At 72.8% G+C, this 17,308-nt stretch carries 16 protein-coding genes; 5 read left to right on the plus strand and 11 right to left on the minus strand.

Annotation, left to right across the window (positions count from 1 at the left end):
* From D0D28_RS33410 to D0D28_RS33435, 6 genes are all read right to left on the minus strand, one after another.
* On the minus strand, positions 1-794 hold a 794-nt coding region (locus D0D28_RS33410; RefSeq protein WP_240323453.1), incomplete at its 3' end, for a S1 family peptidase.
* Entirely contained in the window at positions 791-1,861 is a 1,071-nt protein-coding gene (glpX, locus tag D0D28_RS33415) for a class II fructose-bisphosphatase (protein WP_094004709.1), read from the minus strand. The genes glpX and D0D28_RS33410, both read right to left, overlap by 4 nt.
* A gap of 85 nt (positions 1,862-1,946) precedes the next feature.
* Positions 1,947-2,162 carry an exodeoxyribonuclease VII small subunit gene (locus D0D28_RS33420; RefSeq protein WP_094004710.1) on the minus strand — a complete coding sequence of 72 codons (216 nt, stop codon included), beginning with the start codon at positions 2,160-2,162 and terminating at the stop codon, positions 1,947-1,949.
* Complete coding sequence (locus tag D0D28_RS33425; protein WP_094004711.1) at positions 2,159-2,557, minus strand: hypothetical protein; 399 nt, start codon at positions 2,555-2,557, stop codon at positions 2,159-2,161. Before D0D28_RS33425 ends, D0D28_RS33420 begins: the two co-directional genes overlap by 4 nt.
* Before the next feature lie 3 nt (positions 2,558-2,560).
* Complete coding sequence (gene xseA / locus D0D28_RS33430) at positions 2,561-3,799, minus strand: exodeoxyribonuclease VII large subunit (RefSeq protein WP_116115139.1); 1,239 nt, start codon at positions 3,797-3,799, stop codon at positions 2,561-2,563.
* The gene (locus D0D28_RS33435; protein WP_116115141.1) at positions 3,796-4,422 is read right to left on the minus strand and encodes a lipid droplet-associated protein; all 627 of its coding nucleotides are present in this window, start codon (positions 4,420-4,422) and stop codon (positions 3,796-3,798) included. The genes xseA and D0D28_RS33435 overlap by 4 nt, the downstream gene beginning before the upstream one ends.
* A gap of 135 nt (positions 4,423-4,557) precedes the next feature.
* On the opposite strand from D0D28_RS33435, the gene D0D28_RS33440 reads away from it, so the two are divergent.
* Positions 4,558-5,511: a 4-hydroxy-3-methylbut-2-enyl diphosphate reductase gene (locus D0D28_RS33440; protein ID WP_094004714.1), complete on the plus strand. Its 954-nt coding sequence runs from the start codon at positions 4,558-4,560 to the stop codon at positions 5,509-5,511.
* Between the two features lie 891 nt (positions 5,512-6,402).
* On the opposite strand, the gene D0D28_RS33445 is transcribed toward D0D28_RS33440, so the two are convergent.
* Both D0D28_RS33445 and rmuC read right to left on the minus strand, forming a co-directional pair.
* Positions 6,403-7,461, minus strand: coding sequence for a DUF6542 domain-containing protein (locus D0D28_RS33445; protein ID WP_094004715.1), 1,059 nt, complete (start codon positions 7,459-7,461; stop codon positions 6,403-6,405).
* Positions 7,462-7,618: 157 nt separating this feature from the next.
* Positions 7,619-8,536, minus strand: a complete 918-nt coding sequence (gene rmuC / locus D0D28_RS33450; RefSeq protein WP_094004716.1) for a DNA recombination protein RmuC — start codon at positions 8,534-8,536, stop codon at positions 7,619-7,621.
* A gap of 164 nt (positions 8,537-8,700) precedes the next feature.
* Between rmuC and D0D28_RS33455 the strand changes: the two genes are divergently transcribed.
* Complete coding sequence (locus tag D0D28_RS33455; RefSeq protein WP_162830727.1) at positions 8,701-9,852, plus strand: exonuclease SbcCD subunit D; 1,152 nt, start codon at positions 8,701-8,703, stop codon at positions 9,850-9,852.
* Complete coding sequence (locus D0D28_RS33460) at positions 9,849-12,812, plus strand: AAA family ATPase (protein ID WP_116115142.1); 2,964 nt, start codon at positions 9,849-9,851, stop codon at positions 12,810-12,812. The genes D0D28_RS33455 and D0D28_RS33460 overlap by 4 nt, the downstream gene beginning before the upstream one ends.
* Positions 12,813-12,816: 4 nt before the next feature.
* On the opposite strand, the gene D0D28_RS33465 is transcribed toward D0D28_RS33460, so the two are convergent.
* Together D0D28_RS33465 and D0D28_RS33470 are read right to left on the minus strand one after the other, a co-directional pair.
* The gene (locus D0D28_RS33465) at positions 12,817-13,326 is read right to left on the minus strand and encodes a methylated-DNA--[protein]-cysteine S-methyltransferase (RefSeq protein ID WP_116115144.1); all 510 of its coding nucleotides are present in this window, start codon (positions 13,324-13,326) and stop codon (positions 12,817-12,819) included.
* 20 nt (positions 13,327-13,346) lie between these two features.
* Positions 13,347-14,849, minus strand: coding sequence for an AlkA N-terminal domain-containing protein (locus tag D0D28_RS33470; protein WP_094004720.1), 1,503 nt, complete (start codon positions 14,847-14,849; stop codon positions 13,347-13,349).
* A gap of 409 nt (positions 14,850-15,258) precedes the next feature.
* On the opposite strand from D0D28_RS33470, the gene ychF reads away from it, so the two are divergent.
* Positions 15,259-16,341: a redox-regulated ATPase YchF gene (gene ychF, locus D0D28_RS33475; RefSeq protein WP_094004721.1), complete on the plus strand. Its 1,083-nt coding sequence runs from the start codon at positions 15,259-15,261 to the stop codon at positions 16,339-16,341.
* A 433-nt stretch (positions 16,342-16,774) separates the two neighbouring features.
* Here the strand turns inward: ychF and D0D28_RS33480 are convergent, their stop codons facing one another.
* The gene (locus tag D0D28_RS33480) at positions 16,775-17,095 is read right to left on the minus strand and encodes a hypothetical protein (RefSeq protein ID WP_240323454.1); all 321 of its coding nucleotides are present in this window, start codon (positions 17,093-17,095) and stop codon (positions 16,775-16,777) included.
* 10 nt (positions 17,096-17,105) lie between these two features.
* Here D0D28_RS33480 and D0D28_RS36400 point away from each other — a divergent pair.
* On the plus strand, positions 17,106-17,308 hold a 203-nt coding region (locus D0D28_RS36400; RefSeq protein WP_205413429.1), incomplete at its 3' end, for a hypothetical protein.

Genomic DNA, 17,308 nt, shown 5'->3' on the forward strand with positions numbered 1-17,308 from the left:
ACCGGCGCCGGGCCCGGCGCCGGTGCCGGGGTGGGCGGCGGTGGTGGCGCGGTCTGCTCGGTGATCCACTTCGCGTGGGCCACGGCCGAGGTGTAGATCGACGGCGCCGTCGTGCACGCCGGATCGTTGTTGCCGGAGCGGCTGGTCAGGCCCAGCAGCAGCCACCGGTCACCGGCGCGGACCAGCTCCGGCCCGCCCGAGTCGCCGTAGCAGGCGCCCGCCTTGCCACCGGGCGAGTCGGTGCACAGCTCGGTGAGCGGGTCGATGGCGGCGCAGCGGGCCGCGTCGACCAGGGTCGTGTCCAGTTGCTGCAGGTCGACGGGCGCGGAGCCGCAACCCGGTGTCGGGCACAGCTGGCCCCAGCCCAGCAGCCGCACCGACGTGCCGACCGACGTCGAGGTGCCGAGCCCGACCGGCGTGGCCTGCACCGGGCTCGCCAGGTGGACCAGGGCGATGTCGCCGCCCGGCCCGTACGGGTTGAAGCTCGGGTGCGTGATCACCCGGTCCGGCTGCGCGACCTCACCGCCCTGCGTCCGGTCGTTGCTGCCGATCCGGGCGGTGAAGGTGTTCGCGGGCTGGTCCTGGACGCAGTGCGCCGCGGTCAGCAGCCACTGCGGCGCGATCAGCGACGCGCCGCAGAAGTGCCGGCCCGCGGTCGTCTGCAGCGACGCGACGAACGAGTAGGGCTGGTCGGCGGACACCCCGCCGACCAGGTCCGGCCGGGCCGCCGCCGAGCCCGCGACCCCACCGAGGGCGAGCAGGCAGGCGGCGGCCATCAGCAGGAGACGTTTCACGGCAGCGGTGGCACCACGTCGTCGTCGGGGGCCTCGGTCAGGACGCCGTCGAAGTCGACGGAGGAGTACGCGCGGAGCTTGGTCAGGCGGTGGTAGCCGTCGATCAGCCGCACCGTGCCGGACTTGGACCGCATCACGATCGACTGGGTCGTCGCGCCGCCGGAGCGGTAGTGCACGCCACGCAGCAGGTCACCGTCGGTCACGCCGGTCGCGCAGAAGAACACGTTGTCGCCGCGCACCAGGTCGTCGGTGGTGAGCACCCGGTCGAGGTCGTGCCCGGCGCCGATGGCCTTCTCGCGCTCGGCGTCGTCCTTCGGCCACAACCGGCCCTGCAGCTCGCCGCCCAGGCACTTCATCGCGCAGGCGGTGATGATGCCCTCCGGCGTGCCGCCGATGCCGAGCAGCATGTCGACACCGGTGGTCGGGCGGGCCGCGGCGATCGCGCCCGCCACGTCACCGTCGGAGATGAACCGGATCCGGGCGCCCGCCTCGCGGACCTCCTTGACCAGCTTCTCGTGCCGCGGCCGGTCCAGGATGCAGACCGTCACGTCCGAGACCTCGGTGTGCTTGGCCTTCGCGACCCGGCGGATGTTCTCCGCGATCGGCGCGGACAGGTCCACCACACCCGCGGCCTCCGGGCCCACGGCCAGCTTCTCCATGTAGAAGACCGCCGACGGGTCGAACATCGCGCCGCGCTCGGCGACCGCGAGGACCGCCAGCGCGTTCGGCATGCCCTTCGACATCAGGGTCGTGCCGTCGATCGGGTCCACCGCGACGTCGCAGGCCGGGCCGTCCCCGTTGCCCACCTCTTCGCCGTTGTAGAGCATCGGGGCTTCGTCCTTCTCGCCCTCGCCGATGACGACGACACCGCGCATCGACACGGTCGAGATCAGCTGCCGCATCGCGTCGACGGCCGCACCGTCGCCGGCGTTCTTGTCGCCCTTGCCGACCCAGCGGCCGGCCGCCATCGCGGCGGCCTCGGTGACGCGCACCAGCTCCATCGCGAGGTTGCGATCCGGCGCTTCCTTGCGTCTCGTCGTGCTCGGGGACGGGGTGCCGCTGGTCATTGCTGCCCTCCAGGGTCGTGCTGGCGCGGGTAACGATTCTCTCAGACTCGCGCGGGCTCGCAGGGCAGCGTCGTGATGGCGAATGTCACCCTTCGTCGCTGTTTGCGTCCTCGACGGACTTCAGCGCGTCCTCGATGCGCTCGCGGGCCCCGTCCAGGTGACGCTCGCACAGCTTGGCGAGGTGCTCGCCCTTCTCCCACAGCGCGAGCGACTGTTCCAGGGACAGGCCGCCCGCCTCCAGCTCGCGGACGACCTCGATGAGCTGGTCGCGGGCCTGTTCATAGCCGAGTTCTTCGGTCACCGGGTTGTGCTCCTCGCGGGTCGACGAGCGCACACTACCGCGCTCGCCATCGCGTGGTCGTAACCGGCGAAGGCGGTGGCGAACTCCTGGCCGTCACCCTCGGTGATCGCCAGCTCGATGGACCCCTGCGCCTGCGCGACCCGCCTGCGGTGCGGCGCGCCCTCGTTGAACCACCACCGCACACCGACGTACGCCGAGGTCGCTTCCGACAGCTGCCGCAGGCGGGTGTCCAGGTCCCAGCGGCCGGGCACGGCGCACCCGGCCAGCAGCGACGCCCAGCAGGCGCCGGCCGCGGCCTCGGCGGCGCCGGCCCGGTCGAGGACGGCCTGTGCGCCGGCCCGCGCCGCGGCGTCGGTGGTGAGCGGGAGGAACGTCGCTCGAGCGGAACGCAGCACTTCCTACTCTCCTGGTTCGGTGGATCGCGCGACCGCGTGCACGGCTCCGTCGACGATGCGCACGCGCAGCGGAGTTCCCTCCGCTACTTCAGAGATGTGCCGGAGCACCTGGAGGTTGCCTGCGTCGTCGCGGTATTGCACGACCGCGTACCCGCGTTCGAGCGTCGCCGCCGGTCCGAGCGCGGTCAGCTTGCCCCGCGCGCCCGCGATGGCGGCCTGCTCGTGCGAGACCAGGTTGAGCACCGCGCGCCGCCCGGGCTCCCGGTGCAGCTCGATCTCGTCGGCGCGGCGGTTGATCGGGCCCAGCGGGTCGGCCAGCACCGGGCGGCTGCGCAGCTGGTCGAGCAGGCGGCACTGGGTGTCCACCCAGCCGTGCAGCGCGCGGCGGGCCCGGTCGCGCATCTGCCGGACGCGCTCGGCCTCCTCCTTCACGTCCGGCACGACGCGCTTGCCGGCGTCGGTCGGGGTCGAGCAGCGCACGTCGGCGACGTGGTCCAGCAGCGGGGTGTCCGGTTCGTGCCCGATCGCGCTGACCACCGGGGTCCGGGCGGCGGCGACCGCGCGGCACAGGGTCTCGTCGGAGAACGGCAGCAGGTCCTCGACGCTGCCGCCGCCGCGCGCGATGACGATGACCTCGACCGACGGGTCGGCGTCGAGCATCTGCAGCGCCTTGACGATCTGCGGCACCGCCTGCACGCCCTGCACCGCGGTGTTGACCACCTGGAACGGCGCGGCGGGCCATCGGTTGTGCGCGTTGACCAGCACGTCCCGTTCGGCGGCGGACGCGCGGCCGGTGATCAGGCCGATGCCCTTGGGCAGGAACGGCAGGCGGCGCTTGCGTTCCTTGGCGAACAGGCCCTCGGCGGCGAGCAAGCGGCGCAGCCGTTCGATGCGGGCGAGCAGCTCACCGATGCCGACGGCGCGGATCTCGGTGGCGCGCAGCGAGATGGTGCCGCGGCCCAGGTAGAACGTCGGTTTGGCGTAGACGACCACGCTCGCGCCGTCCCGCAGCGGCGGTTCGATGCCACGCAGCAGGCCGGTCGGGCAGGTGACGGTCATGGAGACGTCGGCGGCCGGGTCGCGCAGGGTGAGGAACGCGGTCTGCGTGCCGGGGCGGGCGTTGATCTGGGTGACCTGGCCCTCGACCCAGACCGAGCCGAGCCGGTTGATCCACTCGGCGATCTTGCGCGCGACCGTGCGCACCGGCCACGGGTTCTCCGCGGTGGTGGGTTCGGCGCTCACTCCGCCTCGGCGTCCCCGGCGGCGTTGGCGCGCTGCACGTTGGTGATGCGGCGGGCCAGCATGCCGACGAACTGCGCCCGGTTGGCGTGGGCGCGCTCATACTCCAGCAGCTCCTCGAGCTCCGCGAGGGAGAAGCGGCGCAGGCGGGCGCGCAGCTGCGGCAGGGTGAGCTCGTCGTAGTTGGCCAGACCGAGGGGGCCGTCGGCAGTGCCGGCCGGGCTGTCGAACTCGCCTTCGGCGTGCTCTTCGCCCAGGGCGCGTTCCTCCTGTTCCCAGGGGCTGTCGCCGACGTCGGTGAGCACCGCGTCCGCGCGGTGGCCGTTGAGGTCGGTGCGCGGCTGGCCGGACTCGGCGGACTGGCCGGCCGGCTGGTCGGCGGGGAGGTCCTCGTCGAAGGTGGCCCAGCTCGGGGTGTCCTCGACGGGGCGCAGCGAGGCGAGGGCGTCGTCACCGCGGATGGCCAGCTCGGTGATCTGCTGCTGCATGCGCATGGAGAACTGGAGCACGCCGGAGATCACCGTGACCGGCAGCCCGAGCAGGGTTTTGGGCAGGTCGCGGGCGCGTTCGGCGGCGGTCACGGCCAGGCCCGCCGCGACGCGGAGGGGAAGCGGGAGTGGCTTCATGGGTACAGCGTGCCGCACCTTGGCGGTTCAGCCCAACCGGCGCGGCGTGGCGACGTGACGGGATGCACACGAATCGGGTGGTGGGTGCCCGGTGGGGGCGGGGATCGGGTGCCGGGCGGCCCGTACCCTGGAGCTATGACTGCTGTCTCCGAGCCCGTCAAGCGTGTGTTGCTGGCCAAGCCGCGTGGCTACTGCGCCGGCGTCGACCGCGCCGTGGTCGCCGTGGAGAAGGCCCTGGAGCTGTACGGGCCGCCGGTGTACGTGCGCAAGGAGATCGTGCACAACCGGCACGTGGTCGAGTCGCTGCGTGAGCGCGGGGTCATCTTCGTCGAGGAGACGTCCGAGGTGCCCGAGGGCGAGCTGGTCGTGTTCTCGGCGCACGGGGTGTCGCCGGCCGTGCGCGCGGAGGCGAAGGAGCGCAACCTGCGCACGATCGACGCGACGTGCCCGCTGGTGACGAAGGTGCACAAGGAGGTCAACCGGTTCGCCGGTCAGGACTACGACATCCTGCTGATCGGGCACGAGGGCCACGAGGAGGTCGAGGGCACCGCCGGTGAGGCGCCGACGCACGTCCAGCTGGTCGACACGGCCGAGGACGCGGCGAAGGTCGAGGTGCGGGACCCGTCGAAGGTGGTGTGGTTGTCGCAGACCACGTTGAGCGTGGACGAGACGATGGAGCGCGTCGACCAGCTGAAGGACCGCTTCCCGAACCTGGCGGACCCGCCCAGCGACGACATTTGTTACGCGACGTCCAACCGGCAGACGGCGGTGAAGGCGATGGCGCCGGAGTGTGATCTGGTGCTGGTCGTCGGGTCGAAGAACTCGTCGAACTCGCAGCGCCTGGTGGAGGTCGCCAAGCAGGCCGGCGCCCGGGACGCGCACCTGATCGATTTTGCTCACGAGGTCGACGAGGCGTGGCTGCAGGACGTGACGACGGTCGGCGTGACGAGTGGTGCGTCGGTGCCGGACGTGCTGGTGATGGACCTGCTGACCTGGCTGTCCGAACGCGGCTGGGGCGAGGTGCAGGAAGTGACGACCGCCAACGAGAAGATCGCGTTCGCCCTACCGCGCGAGCTGCGCAGCGTCTGAGCGTCGGATCGCTTCCGGCAGGCCCCAGCGACCGCCTGGTTCGCGTGGTGGCTGGGTGCTTGGGTGAGCTGCTTTCGGTAGGTGCGGGTTTCGAGTGCCCGGGACAGTTTCGTCCCGGGCACTTGTCACGTCCGGCCCTGCGGATGGGAAGCGCACTTTGGGCGCGCGGATGGCAAGTCCCCACGCCGAGTTCGTCCCCTCCGGCCTCGTATACGCGATCCGCAACCGACCGTGATGCCCACACGACCGTGCCCCACCCCGCTGAGCCCGGAAACCAACTCCTCACCCGACAGCCAGTGGGCCTTCCCCAGCCCTAGCGATCGTGAGCATGTCTACTCCACGCCTGCTGTTGCTCGACGACATCCGCCGTCAAGTCGCATGCTGTTTCAAGGCATCCGACTCCAGCCGGATGCTGTTTCAGGACAGGCGAGTGTTTCAACTCCAAGACAGGCGAGTTCTCCGGTGCTTGTGCCGGGAGGCGCATCCAGCGGCGGTCAGGAGTCGTCGCGGCGGGGTGGGTCCCGCCGTGCCCAGAGGCCTTCGAGCCAGGTCCCGCCGGCCGGGTAGTCCCGGCGCACCCAGGGTCGCGTTCCCCTGGGGCATGCAGTCGGGGCTGAGGCCGTTGCCCTCCTGGACGCCTGCGGCCCGGAGCTGAAGTCATGCCCCCGGGACGCTGTTGCCCAGTGCTCCGGTTCCGCTCAGGGGGTGTGGTTCTCGGTGCTCCGGTTCCGCCCAGGGGGTGTGGTTCTCGGTGCTCCGGTCTCGGCCCGAGGGGGCGTCGCCCGGTGTTCAGGGCTCGCCTCAGGGGCGTGTTCCCGTGCTCCGGTCTCGCCCCAGGGGGCGCGTCGCCCGGTGTTCAGGCCTCGCCCCAGGGGGAGCGTCGCCCGGTGTTCAGGCTTCGTCGTCCCAGGGGCGGCGGCGTGGGGTGCCTCCGCGACGGCCCTCGGGCGCTCGGCGTGGGTCGCCGGCTCGTGGGGGGACCCGGCGGGGGCGGTCGGCCGCGGGGCCGCCGGTGCGTGGCTCCCCGGCGCGGCGGTCGGCGTCCTCCGGCGGTACGGCGCGCTGCCGCGGGCGGCGCCCCGGAGGCGGGGTCTTCGCGCCCCGGGCAGCGGCGTCACGGCGCGGGTCGTCCTCCGCCGGGCGGCGCGCACCGCCGTCCGCGCCCCGACGCCCACGTCGCGGCGCCTCATCCGCGGCGCGGCGCGCATCGTCCTCGGGCGGGCGGCGTCCAGGGCGCCGACCAGCCACACCACGCGCCGCCGCGACCGCACCCGCGGCACGGCCCTGCCCCGCAGGGCGGTCCGCACCAGAGCCGGAGCCCGCACCGGAGCCAGAACCGGCACCAGAACCAGAGCCCGCACCGGAGCCGGGACGCCCGTCGGCCGGGCGGCGGCCACGCGGCGCGTCACCCCGCGCGGCACCGCCACGTCCCGCACCGCCGGGACGCTTCGGGTCCGTGGGCCGCTTGTCGCTCGCCTTCGGCGCCGCGTCCGGGTTGCGTTCGCGGTAGATCCGGACGATGCCCAGCACCAGCGTGCAGCCGGTCGTGATCGCCATGGTCGGGAACCCGTTGATCAGCGGTGTGCCGACGGCCAGCGCGCGCGTCAGCATGTCGCTGTTGTCCGGCAGCCCGGAGACCAGCAGCACCACCCCGGGCACGGTGATCCCCAGGACCAGCGGGGGCTGCACCATCGGCCCGAACAGGCTGCGCCGCTGCACCCCCGCCACAGCGCCCACCGCGCCGACGAAGTACGCGCCCTTGAACAGCCAGCCGAGCGTGTTCTGCGTCTGCATGTCGATGACCGCACCGATCACCGCCAGCCCGAACGCGAGGAGCACGGCACCCCACCACGGCAAGCCGCGGCGTTCCCCGACGATGGGACGCTGATCCCACGGCACCGGGATGTCGTCGGCGTCGGAATCGCTCCGGCGATCGGGAATGGCGGTCACGAGGCAACACCGTAACCTGTAGCCGGCCCCAACGGCTCCCCATCCCGCGGAGGTTGCGGTTCAGACCACTGGATCGGCCCACCCGGCACCCGCCTTGATCAGCGGTTTCGGCCGCCCCGGCCGTGTTGGCAACGTGCCGGTAACGTGAAGTTTTCCCCTAGCTCGCGGCCATCTCGTCCCCCCTCCGGATGGTGGCCACCTCGGTCGGGCTCGCCGCCGCGTCCGACAGCGGCGCCACGGCCGCCCGGAACCCCTCGAGCGCGTCCAGCTCCCGCCGCCGCGCCGACAGGAACCGCTGCAGGTGGGTACTGCTGAGGTTGAGCGCCTCGATCGCGTTGCCCGCCGCCCGGTGCGCCGCCGCCGCGCCGGCCCGCACCCGCTCGATGTCCTCCACCACCGCCCGGTCGCTCGCGGCGAACAGCGCGGCCGACGCCACCACCGCGAACCCGGTCGGTCCGCACAGGAACACCCGCCGGTCGAGCATCCACCGCAGTAGTTCGGGATCGGTGTCCAGCGCCGCCACCACGGCCGCGTCGGACGGCACGAACATCACCGTGCCGTAGATCGCGTCGGCCCAGCGCTGGTACCCCTTGCCCGCCAGCTCCGCCGCCCGGGACCGGAGGTTCCGGACGTGCACCCGCAACGCGTCCATCCGCTCGTCGGGATCGTCGGTCTCGACCGCTTCTGCCCAGCACGCCAGGCTCGCCTTAGCGTCGACCGGCACGCTCCGGTCACCGCCCACCCGCAGCACCATGTCCGGTTTGGCCGATCCGCCACCGCCCAGGTCCGTCTGCAGTGTGTAGTGCAGCCCCTCGCGCAACCCCAGCGCCCGCGCGGTCTCCGCCAGTACCTGCTCGCCCAGCTCGCCGCGGCCGCTGATCGAGGCGAAGGCCACTTCGTACCGGCGCAACGCCGCCTGCTGCTGATCCACGCGTGACCGCTCGGCCTCGACCTGGCGAGCCGCCGCGTCCGCGCGGCGCATGCTGTCGCTGTAGAGCCGCCACAGCAGGACGACCGCCACGACCAGGACCAAAGCGATCGCGACGGCTGCCGTGCTGATCACGGTGGAGGCCACTGCCGCCCTCCTTTCTTGATCGTCGAGAACGTGACCGCATCATGACGGAGGGCACCGACAAAAACGGGGCCCGCCCGCTCGAATCCACTCCGAACACACGTTCGGGTGAAGCATCGCGGGGTGTCTGCGGGATTCTGTCGGACCCCCCTCGTAACTTGGGCGGCGTGAGACTCCTGCACACCTCCGACTGGCACGTCGGACGCACCTTCCACGGCCTGGACCTGCTCGCCGAGCAGGACGCCGTGCTCGCGCACCTCGCGGACCTGGTGGCCGCCGAGGGGGTGGACGTCGTCCTCGTGTCGGGCGACATCTACGACCGCGCCGTGCCGTCCGCCGAGGCGGTGCAGGTCGCCAACCGCGCCCTGAGCCGCCTGCGGCACGCCGGTGCGCACATCGTCCTCACGTCCGGCAACCACGACTCGGCGCCGCGGCTGGGAGCGTTCGGTGAGTTCGCCGCCGCCGGCGGTCTGCACCTGCGCACGACGATCGACCGCATCGCCGACCCGGTCCTGCTCGACGACGACCACGGTCCGGTCGCGATCTACGGAATCCCTTACCTGGAGCCGGAACCGGCGCGGCACGCGCTCGGCGTGACGGGGGCGCGGGGCCACACGGGCGTGCTCACCGAGGCGATGCGGCGCATCCGGGCCGACCTGGCGGAGCGTGCACCGGGAACCCGTTCGGTCGTGCTCGCGCACGCGTTCGTCACCGGTGGCGCGCCGACGGAATCGGAGCGGTCCATTGCGGTCGGTGGCGTGGAACAGGTCCCCGGCGCGGTGTTCGACGGCGCCGACTACGTCGCGTTGGGACACTTGCACGGCCCGCAGACGCTCGCCGAGCACCTGCGGTACTCGGGCAGCCCGGTCGCCTACTCGTTCTCCGAGGCGCAGCAACGGAAATCGGTGTGGCTGGTCGACCTCGACGCGTCCGGCCTGGCCGAGGTGCGTCGCCACGAGCTGCCGGTGCCGCGCCGGCTCGCCAAGCTCACCGGCCGCCTCGCTGACCTGCTGGCCGATCCGGCGCACGACGAGCTGGCCGAGTGTTATCTGTCGGTCACGCTCACCGACGACGTCCGCCCGGTCGACGCGATGCGGTTGCTGCGGGAGCGTTTCCCCCACGCCGTGCACCTGGAGTGGCAGCCGGAGAACGGGAAGACGTCCTCGGCGTTGCGGTACGCCGCGGCGGTGCGCGGGCGGTCGGACGAGGAGATCGCCCGTGGTTTCCTCGACGACTGCCGGGGCGCTCCGCCGAACGAGCGTGAGGCCGCGCTGCTGCGGACGGCCCTGGAGAAGGCGGACAGGGAGGACGCGGCATGAGACTGCACCGGCTGGAGGTGGCGGCTTTCGGTCCGTACCGGACCAGGCAGGTCGTCGACTTCGACGCGCTCGGCGCCGACGGGCTGTTCCTCCTGCACGGCGATACCGGCGCGGGCAAGACCACGCTGCTGGACGCGGTGGCGTTCGCGCTCTTCGGCACCGTGCCCGGCGCGCGCGGGCAGGTCAAACGGTTGCGCTGCGATCTGGCGGATCCGGAGGACCCGACCGAGGTCGTGCTCGAACTGACCGTCCAGGGTCAGCGTTTGCGGTTGTCGCGCAGCCCGGAGTACCAGCGTCCGAAGCGGCGTGGCGAAGGAACGACCACACAGCAGGCGAAGGCGGTGCTCAGGTGGGTCGGTCCGCCGCCCGCGGGCCAGCCTCCCGAGGGTCTGACCCGGATCGACGAGGTCGGCCGCACGGTCCAGCGTCTGCTGGGGATGAGCGCGGAACAGTTCTTCCAGGTCGTGTTGCTGCCGCAGGGGGAGTTCGCCAGGTTCCTGCGTGCCGACACCGACGAGCGGGAGAAGCTGCTGGAGCGGCTCTTCGGCACCAAGCGGTTCGCCGACGTCGAGGCGTGGTTCCGGGAACGGCGCGCGGACCGGCGGCGCGAACTCGATCAGCAGCGCCTGGAATTGCGGGAGTGGACGGCGCGGTTCGCGCAGGTGGCCGGGGAGGACGTGCCCGAGGAGGACATCGCGGGCTGGGTCGCGCGCACCGGCGAGCGCATCAGGTCCACCGTGGAACAGGCCCAGGACGACGAGAAGCGGGCGCGCGCGGGGCGGGAATCCGCTGACGAGCTGCTGGCCGAGCGGCTCGCCGCGGCCGAACGCGTGCGCCGGGTGCGGGACGCGCACCAGCGGCTCGCGGCGCTGGCCGAGCAGGAGGAGGAACGGAACCGCTGGGCCCGTGAACTCGAGGCCGCCAGGCGGGCGGCGGCCGTGATCGGTGTCGCGGCTCAGGCGGACCGGTGCGCGACCCAGCTGGACGAGGCCCGCGTGGCAGAGGAACGCCGGGCGCAGGCGCTCGCCGCAACGGGTTTCGCGGACGCGCGGGTGGGCACCGCGGACCTGCGCAAGCTGTCCGGGAAGCTGCGCGAGGAGGCCGGTGCGCTCGCCGGGCTGGTGGACGAGGCCGCGCAGCAGGTCCGCGACCAGCGGGACATCGAGCGGTTCGCCGAGGCCGCGACCGAGGCGCGTGCCCGGGTCGAGGTGCTCGGGGAGAAGCTGGCCGGCATCCCGGAGCGGGCACGGGACCTGCGGGAGCGGCTGGACACCGCGATCGACGCCGAGGCGAAGTTCGGTGAGGTCCGCAAGCGCGAGTCCGAACTGGTCGCCGCGGTGCGGGACGCGGAGCGCCTGCCCGCGGCCGAGCGCGCGTTGACGGACGCCGAAGAGCTGGCCCGGCAGGCGATCGACCAGCACCAGGAGGCACGTGAGCGGTTCCTCGAGCTGCGCCGGTGGCGGCTGGACGGGATGGCGGCCGAGCTGGCCGCCCGGCTGACGTCCGGATCGCCGTGCCCGGTGTGTGGTTCGTGTGATCACCCGGCCCCGGCCATGGCCGCGCCCGAAGCGGTCTCGCACGAGCAGGAGCAGGCGGCCGAAGAGGCGGAGAGCCGGGCGGAGCGGCGGCGCAAGGCCGCGGAGGCGGCCAAGCACGAGGCCGAAACCAAGCTCGCGGCGCTGCGCGAACGTCTGCGGGGGCGGGACGGGGCCCAGCTGAACGAGGAACTCTCGGTGCTGCGCAAGGAGATCGCGGGTCTGGACGCGTTGGCGAAGCAGCGGGTGCCGCTCGCGAAACAGGTGCAGGCCACCGAAACCGAGCAACGGGAACTGGAGAAGGAGCGGTCGGCCGCGCTGCAGGCGGCGACGGCTGCCGAGACCCAGCGGCAGACGTTGTCCGATCGCGTCGCCGAACGCGCACGGCGGCTGGAGGAGGCGCGGGGCGAGCACGCGGATGTCGCCGCCCGCCGCGCGCACCTGACGGGGATCGTGCGCGCGCTGGACGCCCTGGCCGAGGCGCGGTCCGCGGCCGCGAGTGCCGCCGAGCAGCTCGAACGTCAGCGCGCCGAGGTGCGGGACGCCCTGTGGCGGGCCGGTTTCGAGACCGTGGACGAGATGCGGGCCGCCGCCCGGGACGAGGCGACGGTCCGGGAGCTGGAAAAGCACCTGGCCGATGCCAGTGCGGCCGAAGCGGCGGCACGGGCGACGCTGAACGAGCCCGAACTGTTCGGGGTCGGGCCGGACGCCGGGGTGGACGTCGAGTCGGCGAGGGCGAAGGCCCAGGCAGCGCGGGAACGGGCCGAGGCGGCGGTCGCCGTCCTCCGGTCGGCGACCGCGCAAGCGGATGCGCTGGGCACGCTGGCCGAGCGGTTGGCGGCCGCGACGGAGCGGCTGCGGCCGCTGGAGGAGGAGTTCGCGGAGCTCGACGCGCTGACCGACGTGGTCAACGGGCGCGGGCAGAACGCGCGGAAGATGTCGCTGCGGTCGTACGTCCTGGCGGCCCGGCTGGAAGAGGTGGCCATCGCCGCGACAGCGCGGTTGCAGACGATGAGCCAGGGCCGCTACTCGTTCGTGCACTCCGATGCGGCCGGATCGCACGGCACGAGGGGCGGCCTGGGACTGGACGTGCTGGACGACTTCTCCGGCACCGTCCGGCCGGCGAAGACCCTGTCCGGCGGGGAGTCGTTCCTCGCGTCACTCGCGCTGGCGCTCGGGCTGGCCGACGTGGTCGCGGCGGAGACCGGTGGCTCGCTGCTGGACACGCTGTTCGTCGATGAGGGTTTCGGCACGCTCGATGCCGAAACCCTCGACGTGGTGATGAACATCCTCGACGACCTGCGAGCCGGAGGCCGGGTGGTCGGCCTGGTGTCCCATGTGGAGGAGCTGCGGCAGCGGATCCCGACCCGGTTGCGGGTGCGCAAGTCCCGCACCGGGTCGAGTCTGGAGCTGCAGATGGCGTGAATCTTCAGGAGCGGTACGGGGTTTCGTGGTCGAGCAGCCAGCGCTTGACGTCGACGCCCCAGCGGAAGCCGCCCAGTGCGCCGCCGATGCGGAGCACCCGGTGGCAGGGCACGAACAGCGCCGCCGCGTTGCGGGCGCACGCCGAGGCCGCGGCGCGGATGGCGGCGTGGCGGCCGGCGAGAGCGGCGTACTCGCTGTAGGTGACCGGTTTGCCGGCGGGCACCGTGCGCAGCACGTCCCACGCGTGCTGCAGGAACTCGCCGGAGCGCTGGCGTACGGGAATGTCGTCGATCGCGTCCAGCTCGCCCTCGTGGTAGCGGCGGACCGCGGTGCTGACCGCGCCGAGGTCGTGTTTCTCGCGGAGGTCGGACGGACGCAGGGAGGGGGAGATCTGGGGAGTCAGTTCGGCCAGCTCGGCGGTCCAGCCGGAGGCCAGGACGGCGCCGTCGCTCGCGACGATGGCGGTGAACGGGCCGACCGGGGTGTCGGTTGTGGACCAGTGGGCGATGCTCATGTCGGTTCTCCTTACGGGGTTCAGGCCTGGCTCGAGCGCCACAGGTACATGCCGGCGTAGGACCGCCACGGTCGCCAGGCCTGTGCGCGTTCGGTGAGGGCGGGGATGTCGTCGGCGATGCCGAGTGCGGCGGCGCCCTTGCGGAGCACGAGGTCGCCGGTGAGGAGCACGTCGGGTGCGCCGAGGACGCGCATCAGCACGTAGTCGGCGGTCCACGGTCCGATGCCGGTGAGTGCGAGCAGTTCGTCCCGCAGCTCGCCGGGGTCGCGTCCGACGTGTACGTCGACCTCGCCGGAGGCGAGTGCGGCGGCGGCGCCGAGGATGGCGTCGATGCGGCGCTGCGGCCCGCGGAGCACCTCGTGGCCCCGCTCGGCCACGGCTTCGGCGGTGGGAAACAGCAGGAGGTCGTCCTGCCACGGGACCGGATCACCGAGCGCGGCGGTGAGCCGGGCCGCGGCGGTGCGCGCGGCGGCGACCGAGACCTGCTGTCCGAGCATGGCGCGCAGCACCAGCTCGCCGCCGTCGGCCGCGCCGGGGACCCGGATGCCCGGGGTCGCGGCGACCGCTGGGGCCAGCGCCGGGTCGGCGCCGAGCACGCGGGCGACGGCATCCGGGTCGGCGTCCAGGTCCAGCAGGCGCCGGGCGCGGGTGACCGCGGCGCCGAGGTCGCGGACGTCGGCGAGCCGCAGGTCGCAGCGCACGTGCCCGTCCTGCGGCGTCAGGGTCACCGACGCGGCGCCGTGCGGGAGCCGCAGCGTGCGGGTGTAGCTGTGGTCATCGGCCGACTCGACCCCGGGCACCGCCCGGGCGGCGAAGAAGCCGAGGATCCCGGCGGCGTCGAACGGCGGGCGGAACGGCAGCCGCAGGGACAGCCGGGTCCCGGCGGTACCCGTTTCCGGTTCGGCGGCGCCGGCGCGGCGGCGTGCCGCGGCGGCGGCCGTGCGCAGCTGGGACGGTGTGCGGGCGAAGACCTCGCGGATGGTGTCGTTGAACTGCCGGACGCTGGCGAAGCCGGCCGCGAACGCGACGTCGGCCAGCGGCAGCTCGGACAGCTCGATGAGCAGCCGCGCCGAGTGCGCCCGGTGCGCGCGGGCCAGGGCCAGCGGCCCGGCGCCGAGTTCGGTGGTCAGGACCCGGCCGAGCTGGCGTTCCGAGTAGCCGAGCCGGCGGGCCAGGCCGGGCACGCCCTCACGCTCGACGACGCCGTCCGCGATCAGCCGCATGGCCCGGGCGGCCAGGTCGGCGCGCACGTTCCACTCGGGCGAACCGGGCACGGCGTCGGGCAGGCAGCGGCGGCAGGCGCGGAACCCGGCGGCCTGGGCGGCGGCCGCGGTCGGGTAGAACCGCACGTTCTCCTGCCGTGGGGTGAGCGCCGGGCAGGACGGCCGGCAGTAGATGCCGGTCGTGCGCACGGCCGTGATGAACTGGCCGTCGAAGCGGGCGTCGCGCGAGGCGACGGCGCGGTAGCAGCGCTCGGGGTCGCGCCAGAGCGCCTGCTCGGCCGGTGCGGCGATGGCTGTCATGGGTTCGATCCTGCCAGCAGGTCAGCCACTCGACTGGCGGAAATCCGACATGGCCGTGAACGGGTTGCCGGGCCGGTGGCGACGCGCTGCAGGCTGAGTGGCGAGGCGCTGCCGGGCGGGGTGGTGAACGGGCTGCCGGGCCGGGTGGTGGACCGGCAGCAGGGCTGGGTGGCGAATGGGTGCCGGGCGGGCGGTGGACGGCCGCCGGGCCGCGTCCGAAGGTGCTGCCGGGGGGAGTGGCGAAGGTGCTGCCGGGGGAGTGGCGAAGGTGCTGCCGGGCCGGGTGGTGGACCGGCTGCTGGGTTGGGCCGCGAATGGGTGCCGGGGCGGGTGGTGAAGGTGCTGCCGGGCCGGGTGGGCGAACGGCTGCCGGGCCGGGTGGCGGGCTCGCCCCGTAGACTTCGGAGCCGTGAGTCTGACCCTCGGTATCGTCGGCCTGCCCAACGTCGGCAAGTCGACCCTGTTCAACGCGCTGACCCGCAACGACGTGCTCGCCGCGAACTACCCGTTCGCCACCATCGAGCCCAACGTCGGCGTCGTGCCGCTGCCCGACGAGCGGCTGGACAAGCTCGCCGAGATGTTCGGCTCCGCCCGTACCGTGCCGGCCACGGTGTCCTTTGTGGACATCGCGGGGATCGTGAAGGGCGCTTCCGAGGGCGCCGGCCTGGGCAACAAGTTCCTGGCGAACATCCGCGAGGCCAACGCGATCTGCCAGGTCATCCGGGTGTTCGACGACCCGGACGTGGTGCACGTCGACGGCCGCGTCGACCCGTCGTCGGACATCGAGACGATCAACACCGAGCTGATCCTCGCCGACCTGCAGACGCTGGAAAAGGCGCTGCCGCGGCTGGAGAAGGAAGCCCGGACCAAGAAGGAGAACCGGCCCGCGCTGGAGGCCGCGCAGAAGGCGAAGGACATCCTCGACAGCGGGCGCACGTTGTTCTCCGCGCAGCAGGAGGTCGACACCGCGCTGCTGCGTGAGCTGAGCCTGCTCACCCTGAAGCCGTTCCTGTACGTCTTCAACGCCGACGAGGGCGTGCTGACCGACCAGGCGAAGCGCGAGGAGCTGACGAAGCTGGTCGCGCCGGCGGACGCCGTGTTCCTGGACGCGAAGGTCGAGGCCGAGCTGCTCGAACTCGACGACGAGGAGTCCGTGCGCGAGCTGCTGGAGTCGGTCGGCCAGACCGAGCCCGGCCTGCACGCGCTGGCCCGCGCCGGGTTCCACACGCTGGGCCTGCAGACCTACCTGACGGCGGGCCCGAAGGAGTCGCGGGCGTGGACGATCCCGCAGGGCGCGACCGCGCCCCAGGCGGCGGGCGTCATCCACACCGACTTCGAGCGCGGGTTCATCAAGGCCGAGGTCGTGTCCTACGAGGACCTGATGGAGGCCGGCTCGATGGCCGCCGCGCGCTCCGCGGGCAAGGTCCGGATGGAAGGCAAGGACTACATCATGGCCGACGGCGACGTGGTGGAGTTCCGCTTCAACGTCTGATGCGGGCGTGTTTCCCTGGTGGCCAGGGGATAGCCGGCAGCCGGGCGGAGGTGTCGAGCGGGACAGCGGCGCCGGACCTGGTCCACGCTTCGAATCTCGGGGCGAAGAGGTGTCCGAGGTCGTGCCGTCAAGGGTGCTTCAGCGCAGGGACGGCCGGAGTCGGGCTGTGGCTCGTGCGCCCGTGGCCCCCGGAAAGACGGAAACGCCCAGGCCGGGGGCTGCCTGGGCGTTTCCGGAACCACGCGGGCCACGTGCACCGGACCGAGGCGGTCGTCACGGGACCGACCGCGGCCAGCAGGGTCACGTGCACCGGACCGAGGCGGTGGTCACGGGACCGACCGCAGCCAGCAGGGTCACGTGCACCCGACCGAAGCGAAACCGGCCGTGCTCAGCCAGCGTCACGTGCACCGGACCGTCACGAAACCGGCCGTGCTCAGCAGGTCACGTTCACCGAGCCGCTCGACTTGAAGGACACGTGCACGTGGTCGTAGTGGTTGGCCGTGGCGCCGCCGCGGTCTTCCATTGTTGACCAGCCGCTGCCGTCGTTGTAGCGCTGCCGCCAGATCACGTACTTGACGTTGAACTCCGACTGGTTGGCCAGCAGGTAGTCGGCGATGGCGTTGCCCGTGGACGTGTCCACCATGAAGTCCAGGGCCAGCCCGCTCGGGTGGTCGCTGGTTCCGGCCCGGCCCGCGCGGCCTCCGATGTCGTCCACGCCGAACTTCGCCGCGATGTGGTTGCCCACCTTCGCCACGTGGGGCAGCGTGCCCTCCAGCACCGACGAGCAGGCGTTCGCCGCCTTGGTCGTCGTCTTCGGGGTCGTCTTCGTGGACTTCGGCGTCGGCTTCGTAGTCGTCGGCGGCGGGGGTGCCGCCGGGGGCGTGCTCGTCACCGGCGGCACCCCCGCCGCCGACGACTACGAAGCCGACGCCGAAGTCCACGAACTGTCCCTTATACACCTCTCCGC

Origin of the sequence: Amycolatopsis ruanii (assembly GCF_003385175.1) — a bacterium.
Classification (GTDB): Bacteria; Actinomycetota; Actinomycetes; order Mycobacteriales; family Pseudonocardiaceae; genus Amycolatopsis_E; species Amycolatopsis_E thermalba.

What these genes read in the sequence shown, in the direction of transcription:
- D0D28_RS33465 (WP_116115144.1), bottom strand. Translation starts at nt 13,326, where the DNA reads ATGAGCATCGCCCACTGGTCCACAACCGACACCCCGGTCGGCCCGTTC.
- D0D28_RS33470 (WP_094004720.1), bottom strand. Translation starts at nt 14,849, where the DNA reads ATGACAGCCATCGCCGCACCGGCCGAGCAGGCGCTCTGGCGCGACCCC.
- D0D28_RS33435 (WP_116115141.1), bottom strand. Translation starts at nt 4,422, where the DNA reads ATGAAGCCACTCCCGCTTCCCCTCCGCGTCGCGGCGGGCCTGGCCGTG.
- D0D28_RS33460 (WP_116115142.1), top strand. Translation starts at nt 9,849, where the DNA reads ATGAGACTGCACCGGCTGGAGGTGGCGGCTTTCGGTCCGTACCGGACC.
- D0D28_RS33440 (WP_094004714.1), top strand. Translation starts at nt 4,558, where the DNA reads ATGACTGCTGTCTCCGAGCCCGTCAAGCGTGTGTTGCTGGCCAAGCCG.
- glpX (WP_094004709.1), bottom strand. Translation starts at nt 1,861, where the DNA reads ATGACCAGCGGCACCCCGTCCCCGAGCACGACGAGACGCAAGGAAGCG.